Annotated in this window: 12 protein-coding genes; 6 read left to right on the forward strand and 6 right to left on the reverse strand. The window is 61.5% G+C overall.

Features of this window, described 5'->3' with window-relative positions:
* Positions 1-265: 265 nt before the first annotated feature.
* Both pyrH and lysS read left to right on the forward strand, forming a co-directional pair.
* Positions 266-955 (forward strand): UMP kinase, encoded by a 690-nt coding sequence (pyrH, locus tag ACMGFM_RS16275; RefSeq protein WP_436903732.1) that lies wholly within the window; start codon positions 266-268, stop codon positions 953-955.
* Positions 952-2,589 carry a lysine--tRNA ligase gene (gene lysS / locus ACMGFM_RS16280; protein ID WP_436903733.1) on the forward strand — a complete coding sequence of 546 codons (1,638 nt, stop codon included), beginning with the start codon at positions 952-954 and terminating at the stop codon, positions 2,587-2,589. Before pyrH ends, lysS begins: the two co-directional genes overlap by 4 nt.
* Here lysS and ACMGFM_RS16285 read toward each other — a convergent pair.
* The gene (locus ACMGFM_RS16285) at positions 2,586-2,987 is read right to left on the reverse strand and encodes a pyridoxamine 5'-phosphate oxidase family protein (RefSeq protein WP_436903735.1); all 402 of its coding nucleotides are present in this window, start codon (positions 2,985-2,987) and stop codon (positions 2,586-2,588) included. The genes lysS and ACMGFM_RS16285 overlap by 4 nt on opposite strands.
* A gap of 126 nt (positions 2,988-3,113) precedes the next feature.
* On the opposite strand from ACMGFM_RS16285, the gene ACMGFM_RS16290 reads away from it, so the two are divergent.
* Positions 3,114-4,886, forward strand: a complete 1,773-nt coding sequence (locus ACMGFM_RS16290; RefSeq protein WP_436903736.1) for a site-2 protease family protein — start codon at positions 3,114-3,116, stop codon at positions 4,884-4,886.
* Between the two features lie 293 nt (positions 4,887-5,179).
* Positions 5,180-7,252: a histidine kinase N-terminal 7TM domain-containing protein gene (locus tag ACMGFM_RS16295; RefSeq protein ID WP_436903737.1), complete on the forward strand. Its 2,073-nt coding sequence runs from the start codon at positions 5,180-5,182 to the stop codon at positions 7,250-7,252.
* Here the strand turns inward: ACMGFM_RS16295 and ACMGFM_RS16300 are convergent.
* Together ACMGFM_RS16300 and ACMGFM_RS16305 are read right to left on the reverse strand one after the other, a co-directional pair.
* Positions 7,196-7,444 (reverse strand): hypothetical protein, encoded by a 249-nt coding sequence (locus ACMGFM_RS16300; protein ID WP_436903738.1) that lies wholly within the window; start codon positions 7,442-7,444, stop codon positions 7,196-7,198. The two genes, ACMGFM_RS16295 and ACMGFM_RS16300, sit on opposite strands and share 57 nt — an antisense overlap.
* A 29-nt stretch (positions 7,445-7,473) precedes the next feature.
* Entirely contained in the window at positions 7,474-8,466 is a 993-nt protein-coding gene (locus ACMGFM_RS16305; RefSeq protein WP_436903739.1) for a radical SAM protein, read from the reverse strand.
* A 123-nt stretch (positions 8,467-8,589) separates the two neighbouring features.
* Between ACMGFM_RS16305 and ACMGFM_RS16310 the strand changes: the two genes are divergently transcribed.
* Complete coding sequence (locus ACMGFM_RS16310; protein ID WP_436903740.1) at positions 8,590-8,874, forward strand: type II toxin-antitoxin system HicB family antitoxin; 285 nt, start codon at positions 8,590-8,592, stop codon at positions 8,872-8,874.
* A gap of 8 nt (positions 8,875-8,882) precedes the next feature.
* Positions 8,883-9,137, forward strand: a complete 255-nt coding sequence (locus tag ACMGFM_RS16315; protein ID WP_436903741.1) for a type II toxin-antitoxin system HicA family toxin — start codon at positions 8,883-8,885, stop codon at positions 9,135-9,137.
* A gap of 12 nt (positions 9,138-9,149) precedes the next feature.
* On the opposite strand, the gene ACMGFM_RS16320 is transcribed toward ACMGFM_RS16315, so the two are convergent.
* The 3 genes from ACMGFM_RS16320 to ACMGFM_RS16330 form a co-directional block, all read right to left on the reverse strand.
* On the reverse strand, positions 9,150-10,091 hold the full coding sequence (locus ACMGFM_RS16320; protein ID WP_436903742.1) for an isocitrate lyase/PEP mutase family protein: 942 nt from the start codon (positions 10,089-10,091) through the stop codon (positions 9,150-9,152).
* Between the two features lie 60 nt (positions 10,092-10,151).
* Positions 10,152-10,781, reverse strand: a complete 630-nt coding sequence (locus tag ACMGFM_RS16325; RefSeq protein WP_436903743.1) for an isochorismatase family protein — start codon at positions 10,779-10,781, stop codon at positions 10,152-10,154.
* A 3-nt stretch (positions 10,782-10,784) separates the two neighbouring features.
* Positions 10,785-12,186 (reverse strand): hydantoinase B/oxoprolinase family protein (locus ACMGFM_RS16330; protein ID WP_436903744.1); only part of this gene is annotated, 1,402 nt, incomplete at its 5' end.

Here is a 12,186-nt window from a genome sequence, read left to right on the forward strand (position 1 = left end):
GTGTTGGTTTGACTGCATTCAGGCTGAATCACCGTAAAACGCACTTTTTACGAACGACGCTAAACTGCTTAGATTGTTTAAAACAAATTTTGTACTAGTAATTTGGGGTTGCTCAGACAGTATATATTCGGTGAAAAATAGCTGGAATAATGGCTCTCTCACCCTCGAAAACCAGCAGAATACACCGGTACATTGTCGCAGAGCTAGCTCGGGCCTCCGCCGGTGTTGACAACCCTTAAGATGGAATCACGGTTACAGCGAGGCAATGAAAGTAATCGTCTCTGTCGGCGGGAGCGTTCTCGCGCCGGATGTCGAGTCCGACCGCGTTGCGGAGTACGGGCGGGTACTCCGAGAACTCGAAGACGCGGGACATACTGTGGGTGCTGTCGTCGGCGGGGGACCGACTGCACGCACGTACATCGGTGCTGCCCGCGACATTGGGGCCAACGAGATGGAACTCGACCAGCTCGGCATTGCCGTCACTCGCCTGAATGCTCGCCTGCTGATTGCTGCGCTCGAGGACCGTGCGGTCCCGACGCCAGTCGAGACACACGAGCGGGCGCGAGAGGCGCTTCGTCAGGACGATATTCCCGTGATGGGCGGGACTGTCCCCGGACACACCACCGACGCTGTTGGGACGGCGCTGGCGGAATACACCAACGCTGACCTGTTGATTTACGCCACCAGTGTTTCCGGCGTCTACGAGGCTGACCCGGACACCGACCCCGACGCCGAAAAATTCGACTCGATGACCGCCGCAGAACTGGTCGACATTGTCTCGGACATCGAACTCGCTGCCGGGAGCAACGCACCGGTCGACCTGCTGGCGACGAAACTCCTCCAGCGCTCGGGCCTTCGTGCGGTTGTGCTCGACGGCACAGACCCGACAGCGCTCACTCGAGCAGTCGACGGCACACACGACGGCACCGACGTTGTGCCGGAGGACGAGGCATGACCGACCATCCCGACCCCTACGATGTCCTCGACAGCACGGAGCCATTCTGGGCTGACGCCGCCGCCAACGCCATCGAAGCACACAGCGACGGCGACCCAATCGTGATCAAGGGCGGTGTCTCGCCCTCCGGGGTTCCCCACATTGGCCACGCAAACGAGATTCTGCGCGGCTACATCGTCGCTGAAGTCTTACGGACGCGAGGTCACGAAGTCGCACAGGTGTTCACTGCGGATGACCGTGACCGCCTCCGGGCAATTCCCCGACGACTGGCTGACCTCGATGGGAATCTCGTCGGTCTCGGCGAGGTCGACGCCGGCGCGCTCGGTCGCAACCTCGGCAAACCGTACACCGACGTTCCGGACCCCTTCGGCTGCTGTGACTCCTACGGCGAACACTTCACCGAACTGCTGCGCCGCGAAACCGAGAAACTCGGCGTCGACGTGGAGTTCGTCTCGAACACCGAACTGTACGAATCCGGCGAGTTCGATGCCGTCACGCGACAGGTGCTCGAAAACGCTGACCAGGCCCGCGAAACGCTCTCTGAGTACCAGAATAAAGTCGACGAGGACTACGTTCCATTTTTCGCCCGCTGCGAGAACTGTGGGCAGTTGACTGAGACGATTACCGACGTGGACCTCGACGCCGGCACGGTCGCCTACCGCTGTACCGACAGCGAGGCAGGCGGTGACACAATCGACGGCTGTGACCACGAAGGCACGGCTGATTTCCAGGACGGCAAGCTTCCGTGGCGCTTCGAGTGGCCCGCCCAGTGGCAGGTGCTCGGCGTGGACTTCGAGCCCTTCGGCAAGGACCACGCTGAGGGCTCCTGGCCCAGCGGCGTCGATATCGCTCGCACCGTCCTCGGCGTCGAGCCGCCGGTTGGCATGGTCTACGAGTGGTTTACCCTCGAAGGCGAGGCGCTGTCCTCCTCGGAAGGAAATATTGTCACCGTCGGCGAGGTGCTCGACGTGCTCGAACCCGAAGTATTCCGGTACTTCTTCGGGAAAGAACCGCTCAAGCAGCGGGATTTCAGCATCGAGCGCATCGACCAGCTCGTCGACGAGTTCGACCGCCTCGAGGCCGTCTACTTCGGCGCAGATGCGGAAGAAAGCGAGCGAGCGCTGGCTGAACGGCTCTACCCGATACTCGTCGACGAGGTGCGCGAACAGCGGATTCGCATCCCCTACACCTTCGCTGCCGTACTCGGGATGACCGACGACCCCGAACTGCGCGAAGAGATTGCCCGCCGAGAGGGGCACATCCCCGACGACGCACCGGAGTGGGCCATCGAGGAAGCGCTCTCGCGGGTCAGCCGCGCCCGCGAATGGGCCCGACTGACCGAGAATGCCTTCGATTACGAACTCAAGCGCTCGACGCTCCCCGAGACGGACTTCGACGACGCTACAGCAGCAGCGCTCTCGGACCTTGCGACATTTGTGGAGGACGGCAACGATGGCGAGGCGATTCAGGCCGAGATTTTCGACCTGGCCGAGGAGTACGATATCGCTGTCGGGGACTTTTTCGGCGCGGGCTATCGGCTGTTTTTCGACGACGACGAAGGGCCGAAACTCGGGCCGTTCCTCGCCAGACTGGACCAGGAGTTCGTCGTGGCGCGACTCCGGCGTGAACGCTAGTTCGGGTCGGCGCTGAAGACACGCTCCGGACGGATGCGGAGAATCACGCGCTCGCTGACGATTTCTTGGGGATATGGCTCGCCGAAATAGCGCTGTGAGAGTTCGTCGATGTGCTCGCGAGCACCCTCTGTAGTGGTTTCCTCGACTTCGCCGCTGACCGAGAGATAGCGGTACGGGTTTTCGGGGTCGAGCATACTTGCCGAGACGGCCGGATTTCGCTCGACGTTTTTGCACTTCTGTCGGTGGCGTTCGGTGTTGACCAGCAGTCGGTCGTCGGCCTCGTCGTAGCCAATCCAGACCGGACTGGTGTGGGGGAGTCCGTTCGGGAACATCGTCGTCACGTGTGCGAACGTCGCTTTCTCGAAGAGGTCGTGAAATGCCGGTGGAATCTCTGCCATAGTGGCTCTGCGCCGGGCGGCAACTTAATATTCTGTGTAACTCACCGCCTGCACTCCGCCCGAATCTCTGGGGGGCGGCCCACCGAGACCAAACCCTCTTTGCTTGACCGCCCTACAACCTATGTAATGTTCGGCCTGTTGACGTGGCTTCTCCTCGGTATCATTCTCTATACCGTCGTTGCGATGGGGTTGAGCGCACGCGGTTACCTCCCCGACTCGGTGAGTGTGACGGGTCCGCTTACGACAATCCACACGAAACGCGGGCGGATACTTCTCAACCGACTCGCCCAGCGCAAACGCTTCTGGCGCGCCTGGGGGAACCTCGGTGTCGGCATTGCGCTGGTGGTCATGGTCATTGCCGGGCTTGCTGTTGTCATCTCCGTGCCGGCGATTTTCGCCCAACCAGACGGCGCAGGGACAATTCAGAGCCCACAGAACGCCCTCGTCATCCCGGGAGTCAACGATTACCTGCCGCCTGCTGCCGCGCCCGCAATTATCTTCGGTTTGCTCGTCGGACTTGTCGTCCACGAGGGCGGCCACGGACTGCTCTGCCGTGTCGAGGATATCGAAATCGAGTCGATGGGTATCGCAACGTTTGCACTGCTCCCGATTGGTGCTTTCGTCGAACCAGACCCAGAAGGCCAGCAAGCAGCCAATCGGGGTGCACAGACCCGGATGTTCGCTGCTGGCATCACCAACAACTTCGCCGTCTGTGTTATTGCGATTCTCCTGCTGTTGCCCCTTGCCGCCTCAGTCGCTGCCGTTTCTGGCGCACACGTCGGGACGGCACTCGACGGCTCCGGGGCCGCTGAAGCGGGCATCGAACGCGGCGATGTGGTCACCGAAATCGACGGCACGCCAATCGAGAATGCGTCCGCACTCGACGACGAACTCGACAGTAACGACGCGCGCACTGTCGACGTCACTCGTCAGGAGGGTGACCCTGTGACCGTCGACCGCAGACTGCTTATCTTCGAGCACGTCGACGGCGTTGCCGACGACATCGTGGGAACCGAGCCGCTCACCCGCGTCACCGCCGTCAACGGGACGCAAGTAGACACCGAACCCGGCTTCGCCGCCGCCGTCGAGAACCGTCCGGTCGCCGAACTCGAAACCAGCCGCGGCAACGCCACCGTCCCAATCGGTGCGTACATCGCCGAGATACCACAGGACAGCGCGCTGGCTGCTGAGGGCGCACCGAAAGGGCAGTCGATCGTCGTCACCGCCATCGACGGTCAGCGCGTCGCCAACGCCTCGGCGTACGACGCCGCACTTGCGGACCGCGACCCCGGCGCAACGGTCACTGTCGAGGCCTACGTCGAGGGCGAACGCAGAGTGTACAACGCGACGCTCGACGACCAATCCAGTCTCGGCGTCGACGATGTGGCTATCGCTGACGGCTACACCGGCTTCGTGTTCGACGATTTCGGCGTCGACACCTACCCCGCCGCGCAGTTCCTCTCGTTTCTCGACGGCAGCAACGCCGGTGCCTTCCCGGCGGTAACCTCGGTGCTGGTCTACATGGCGAACCTGCTCGTGTTGCCGTTTGCGACGCTGCTCGACCCGACGATTCCGTACAACTTCGCGGGCTTCAACGGTGCCGTCGCAAGCTTCTACACCGTTCAGGGGCCGCTCTCAGTGCTCGGTGGACTGGTGTTCACGGCGATTAATTTCCTGTTTTGGGCCTGGTGGGTCAACTTCAACCTCGCGCTGTTCAACTGTATCCCGGCGTTCCCACTCGACGGCGGCCACATCCTCCGGGCGAGTTCCGAGTCTGTCGTCTCTCGACTTCCGGTGCCGAACCGCCGACTCATCGTCACCGTCTTCACGAGTATCGTCACCATCGGGATGGTCTTTGCCGTGCTGGTGATGATATTCGGACCGGCGCTGCTCGCCTGACTCCATCCAGTGCCCTCTGGTAGCGATTTGCAACCCGCTGCTGTCGGGCACTTTCACTTTCACTCCGGCTGGCTCGATTATATACGCCACCACGTCCTACGAAAAGACAGAGGGACCACCCCTCTTCTTGTCACACGCTCTTTCCCCTTCGGTAGACGATGACCACCGTAGTCCCGACACCGTCCTGTGAGTCCGGAATTATCCAGAGAATAATTCCGGTACCCGACTAAAAATACGCCACAACTTCTCATAGTCGGTTAATTGTGGCATATCAGCTCACGCTCTGGACTCTTTTGAGCGCCGCAACGTGTCTCTTTTCGCTCTCGCTTGCCGCCTTCGGCGCGGTGAGATACCGGGACCAGACGAGCTCGCTCGAAGTTCCAGCGTTTATCGCGCTCATGGCTGCCCTCGCTGTGACAGAGTTCGGCGTCGCGATGACTTATCTGTTCTTGACACCTGAAATCCAGTTGTTCTGGGCGAATATCGTCAACAGCGTCGGCCTGTTCGGTACAGGGTACGCATTACTGTGGTTTGCACTCGCGTACGCGGGGCACGAGCGATTTATCAACCGGTGGACGCTGGGCTTTGTCGCTCTCCATATGATTGTCAACGTCATCACAGTCGTCCTCGCTCCCGAGTTTCTCTACGAGGCCCGCGGCCTTATGACGCTGGGGCCGGTTACCGTGGCTGGCGTCACTGTCGAGCAGTGGCAGTTTCTCGACCGAACGCTCAAGCTCTCGTTCCGGATTTTTCAGCTATACATGTACAGTCTCGTCGTTGTCAGTAGTGTCATTCTTGTCCGCTATATTCTCCAAACGAAATCACGACTTGCCGGGGGGCAGATACTCGTGTTGCTGTTCGGGATCGGTGTGCCAGTCGGATACAACACGCTGTTGTTCGCCGGCATCACCACTCCTGCGGTGAACTTCACGACACAGTCACTTGTGGTAATGAGCGGTGCGTTCGCCGTCGCGGTGTTCCGATACCGACTGCTCGAACCGGCACCTGTCGGGCGACGACACCTCGTCGAGATGATGGACGACCCGGTCGTCATGGTCGACAGCGACGGCCGCGTCGTCGACTGCAACCCGGCCGCACGGGCGCTTGTCGATGCGCCCGACCAGTGGCGTGGGCTAAACGCGGAGCGATTTTTTAGGCCGCTCTCCGATGAGATGGCCTGGACTGACGGCGGACTCCCAACTGCGACCGAACTCATCCTCGACGACGAGCGCTCGCTCGACGTGCAGGTGTCACATATCCACGGAGACGAGGCGCTCAGTCTCGGTTGCGTGGTCGTCTTCCGGGACACGACCGAACAAAACCGCCGCCGCCGACGGCTCGAACAGAAGAACGAACAGCTCGACCAGTTCCGAAGTGTCCTCTCTCACGACCTCAGAAATCCACTCAACGTCGCCAGCGGCAACGTGGCGCTGCTCAGAGACGAGTACGACGACGCCCGCCTCGACACGGTTGCTGGGGCACTGGAGCGGATGGAACAGATCGTCGAGGAGACGCTACAGTTAGCCCGCCATGGAACACGCGTCACCGACCCCGAACCCGTCGCGCTGGGCCCGCTCGTCGAGGACTGCTGGGCGATGGTCGAGGCCGACGGCGCGACGCTCGACCAGCACGATTCGCCGACGGTCCTCGGCGACCCCGACCAGTTGCGGACGCTGTTCGAGAATCTACTGCGAAACGCGGTCGAACACAACGACCCGCCGCTGACCATTCGCGTCGGCACCCTCCTGGTTGGCCCGTGGATTAACGACTTCATCTACGGGTGGCTGTACGGCCTGGAGTGGATTTCTCTCGACGAACTGCGCGACCGCTCCCCGGCCTCCGCTGCGGTCATCGAGGAGGTAACCGCCGAATACGACTACGAGACGCCGAAAATCGGCTATATCGACGACCGCAACCCCAACGCCTTCACCTACGGCTCGGGGCGGTACAACGCCCGCATCGTGCTCACTGAGGGCTGTTTCGAGTTCCTCGACGACGAGGAGACGGCGAGCGTGATGGCTCACGAACTCGGTCACATCACCAGCCGAGATTTCATCATCATGACGATTGCCAACACTATCGTCCAACTGCTGTACCTCGTCGCCGTCTACGCCTGGCGAATTGCCTCCACCTCCGGGTCGGCGAAAAACCGGGCCGCGAGCGCGCTGTACGCTGTCGGCGTTCTCGCCTACATCTTCTGGTTTTGCCGGCGACGAAGAGGTCAAAAGCTACATCAACTACAGCGGACTCATCGGCGGAGGGGTGCTGGTGCTACTCGGACTCGTGATTCTCGTGGTCCTGTACCCACTCTAGACGTCTTCGCCCGCGTCGCCGCCAATTCCGACCGCGTCCTCGGTCTTGAGTGAGTCGATGCCCGACAGGTCACAGATAGCATCGATTCGCTGCTGTTCGGTTTCGACTCGGAGTGCACCGAACTGCAGGCGGTCGGTCACACTGGCGTCCAACTCTTCGATAGCTGATTCGAGGTCGTCGCGCTGGCCCTCCTCGGCAGTCACAATCAGGACAACAGCCTCGCCCTCGATAGGGTCCTCGCGCATTCGTCGGACGGGATGAGAGAGATACATCGTTACGCCAGCGGCGTCCGCTCGACGACAGTGCCCTCGACGGTGGGGTACTGCTCGACGATTTCGCCCTTGTCGAGGTCACCATCTTCGACCATCTCTTCGAGGAGCCACCACGCGAGTTCGACGTGGTCGCTTTTGACCGTGTAGTAATCTGCAGGGACGCCGAGTTCGTCGAGGTGGTCGTCGTCAGCCCACGTCTTGCCGTAGACGAGCGTGCCGTCGTCGGTCACCTCGTCGAATGGCCGGCGAATATTGTTCGCCATTCGTTTGAGTCGGTTCCGGTGCTGGGCGGCGTCTTTGAACACTGAGGTACAGAAATAGACCTTCTCGTGGTCGCCCATCGTTTCCAGAATCTCGTGGCTGCCTTCGACGGCACTCATGTGGCCGTCCTTCAGTTCGTAGCCTTCCTCCTGCATCCGCCGGAAGTTCCCGTCGCTCATCTCGAACTCGTTGATGTTACAGAAGTCGGCTGCACCCTCGTCGAGAAACTCCAAGAACTCCTCTTCGGCGCGGATGCCCGGAATCTCGAAGGCGGGCGTGAGTCCTTCCTCGCGTGCGATGTAGAGAATGTCTTCCCACTCGGTGCCGTGGAGGTCGCCCCACTGCTCGAACGGCGGGTGGAAGCGAATTTCGTCCAGTCCCGCCTCGGACAGTCGGCGCATATTCTCTCGGCCGCCGGTGATACCAGTGTAGAGGTGCGTGTGGTGGTCCTCGCCGAACTCGTCTTTGAGCAGTTCGAGATAGCGGCAGGTCCGGTCGAGTACCTCCTGTGGTTCGCCGCCGGTGATGGACGAGCCCATCGCCTCCATTCGTTTCGCTTCGTCGATAATATCCTGCTCCTCGGTTACCTCGCGCTCGTTGGCGTAGACGTCGGTGACGTTTTTGCGGTTCTCGCCGAGCGGGCAGTAAAAACAGTCGCGCTGGTCGCAGTAGCCGTAGACAAAGAGGACCATCTTCCCGCCCTCGGCGCACTGTTCACAGCCCTTCGAAATCATTCAGAGCAACGTAGCGCCCCAATCTGTAAAAGGGATGCGAAACGGCTCAGGTCGTGTTTAACTCTCATCTCAACCGCAATAGCTCGCCGGGCGTTTATGTACGATGCCGCCCCTACCGTGCATATGAGCACCGACGCTGACAAACGCCGAGAAGAGGACATGGCCGTGCCGGTCGATATCTCGCTGTCACTCGGTGAGGACGGTGACGTGTGGATTGCCCGCGACGAAGACACGGGCGTCACGTCACAAGGACCAACCCGGCAGGCCGCACTCGAAAACCTCGACGAGGCCGTCGCTGGCTACCACGGCGCTGGTGAGTCACCGACAGACGAGGAACTTCGAGAACTCGGCATCGACCCCGAAAACAACGAATCGGGGTCCATCGACAAGTCTGATATTTTCGAGTAAATCGCTGGATGTCCCGGACACAGTTCTCTGGCCGAGAAATCGTGACGGTGATGGTAAACAGCGGCATCTACGAGTGGGACCGAACGAACGGCGACCACGCTATTCTTCGGTGGGAACCACCCGACGACCACGACGCCGACGCCCGGACAGTCCCGGTTCCACTGCACGATTCGGTTGATGTTGGCACGCTCCGGAGTATCGCCGATCAGGCCGGGGCACGCGACTTCGAGAAGTTCTGTGAATGGATAGACCGAAATCGGTGAACTCGCCAGCGCTCACTCAACTTCGTCACCCAGCGACCCCTCGTATTTCTCCTGCTCTTCGTCGGGGAGATATTGGCGCTCCCACTCGACGACTTCCGGGAATCCAGAGAAGTCGTGCAAACTGCCGACTGGCTGTGCCGCGAACTGCTCGTCGATGGCCTCCATCGCCGCGACAGGGTCCTCGGCGAAGGCAGCCATGTCGGCGTAGACGTTTGCGATGGTCGACAGCGTCGCCGCAATTGGGAAGATAGTCAGGTCGAAGCCCCACTCTCGGAGGTCAGCCAACTCGACGTAGGGTGAACTCCCAATCTCACCGACGAAGTTGTACAGGAGTGGCCCGTCAACCTCCCGGCCAACTCGCTCGAGTTCGGCTTCGTCGGTCGGTCCCTCGACGAATCCCACGTCGGCGCCGGCATCGAGAAAGTCGTTGACTCGGTTGATGGCGTCGTCCAGCGAGCCATCGCCCGTCCCGCGTGCGTCGGTCCGGGCAATCAGGACGAAGTCCTCGCCGCGGTCGTCACGCACGTCTGCCGCTGCTGCAATCTTGCCGACGGCCTCCTCGCGGCCGATGACTTGCCGGCCCTTGGTGTGGCCACAGCGCTTGGGGAAAGTCTGGTCCTCGATGTGAATCGCGCCGACGCCGGCCTTGATGTATTCTCGGACTGTTCGAATGACGTTGGTCGCGTTGCCGTAGCCGTTGTCGGCGTCGGCAATCAGCGGAACGCTGATTCGTTCCTGAATATTCGCGGCGTTGTCGATCATCTCGGGCATCGTAATCAGCCCTGCATCGGGATAGCCCGTCTGTGACAGCGAGGTGCCGTAGCCGGTCATGTAGATAGCGTCGAAGCCGACGGCGTCGGCGACGGCCGCGGTCAGCGGGTCGTGGACGCCCGGACAGACCAGCAACTCGTCACGGTCGAGCAGGGTCCGGAGGGTCGCGCCAGCGTCGGTCATCGCTGTCCCTCCCTGTCCGTCGGTCGTCGTCGCTCGATACCAGCCGTCCGAAGTGTGTTCCTACTCATGGTCGAGATGTGCGAGTACGTCCTCGGTCGTCACCACATCGCCGTACTTCGTGTCGATGTCGTAGAGATTTGCTTCGTGGGGCTCCTGTTCGCGGTCCCCGACAGCGTCCGCGGGCACGATTGTCCGGTAGCCGTGCTGCAGGCTGTCGACTGCGGTGGCGCGAACACAGCCACTCGTGGTGACGCCGGCGAGAACGAGCGTATCCACGCGGTGGGTGCTCAACTCTGTTTCGAGGTCGGTCCCGAAGAAGGCACTCGCGTACTTCTTCAGGAGCACTCGCTCGTCACCCCGGGGCGCGAGTCGCTCGTCGACAGTCACCGCCTCGGTCCCCTCACGCAGTTCCTTCAGCGCCGGCACCTTCTCGACGAACCGGCCGGCGTCGCCGTAGGACTCCTGATAAGCCACCGTCGTGAAATATCGCGGCAGGTCAGCCTCGCGGAAGCCCTCGAGTAGTCGCTCGGTCTGTGCGACCACGCTGTCGAAGTCCGCGCCGAGGTCCGTCGACGGGTCGGTGAAGGCGGTGATGAGGTCGATGACGACCAGCGCTGGCTGCTCGCCGAGGCCGACTCGCTCGCCGAAGTTCTCGGGGCTGTCACGGCTGAACCCTTCGTCGTCCGCCATAGCTCAGTTGTGTCTGTCCTCGAATTCGTCGCGTTCCGTGGCGATGCGCTCGGCCAACTCCTCGTCGTCCGGAAGCGGCCCGTAGTCGAACTCTTCGGCGTCGTCGCGGCTCCCGCGTAGCTCTGCCCGACGCGTCTCCGTGGCGGGCTCGTCGACACCGTCGCCGTCGAGGACGACACCGTACTCTTCGTGGGCAGCGTCTTCGGTAATGAGCCCACGGGCAACTTCGGTCGCCACGACTTCGGGGTCGCGTTCGAGCGGGTCGCCGAGTCCACCGCCGCCGGCCGTGCTGAACAGCAGCTTATCGCCGGGCTCGACCGCGACGTTTTCGACCTTCGAAGGTAATTCTTCCTCGGTGCCGTCGGCGCGGATGAGTTTCTTCTCGCTCGTCTGTGCGTGTTTGCCGCCCTCAACGCCCCACGGATAGGTGTGTGCGCGGTCGTCTTGGAACGTGATTGCGCCGGGTTCCTCGAAGGTGTACACCTTGGTGATGCCGTGGCCGCCCCGGAACTGCCCGGCGCCGCCGGTGTCTTCGCGGGTGCTGTACTCATCAATAGAGAGGGGGTAGTACGCTTCCTGATACTCAGCCGGCACCGTTCGAAAGAGCGGCCACCACGAGTGACCATCGAGGCCGTCACCGCCAGGACGGGCCGGAATCCCGCCGTAGAGAATTTCGAGCATCTGGAAGTCGTTGCCCTCCGAGTCTGTCCCCGCGTAGACGAGATTCGGCGAGGTGCCGTAACTCCCGGCGACGGAGAAGCCGTCGATGAGCTTCGAGAACGTCGCCTGCAGCACGTCGAACTGCCGGGCCATCATCGGCAGTCGGTTACCGAGCGCAGCCGGGAACTCTGGCTGGACGACAGACCCCTCCGGGAGATGCACGTCGAAGAGGTCGTAGTAGCCGTCGTTGAACGTCAGCAGCGGGTCGAAGGCCATGATGAGGAAGACTCCGGTGAACATCTTGAACATCTCCTCGTTCAGCAGGAAATTCACCGTGCCCTCGACCTGGTCGTCGGTGCCGGTCCAGTCCAGATAGACCGTCTCGCCCTCGCGGTAGATTTCGAGTTTCAGTTTGATTGGCCCGTTGCCCATCCCGTCGTCATCGACATAGTCCACGAAGGTGTAGCGCTCGCCTTCCGGAATGAACTCGTGAATGAGGTCGATCATCCCGTCGCGGGTTCGGTCGAGAATGGCGTCACACGCTTCCAGATAGGTGTCCTTGCCAAAGCGGTCACAGAGTTCGTGAATCCGCTTCTCGGCGGCTTTGGTCCCCGCCGCCAGCGCCTTGATAAAAAGGTGAGCGCATACCCCCGTCTTCAGGCGGGGGTCGAGCGAACAGGCGGTACTCAGGCATCCCGATTCCCCAACGGTTATGTATGGGCCAAGTCTATACCAGGTGTGGACA

The sequence above is a fragment of the Halovenus halobia genome, from assembly GCF_051414135.1.
In the GTDB taxonomy this organism is placed as follows: domain Archaea; phylum Halobacteriota; class Halobacteria; order Halobacteriales; family Haloarculaceae; genus Halovenus; species Halovenus halobia.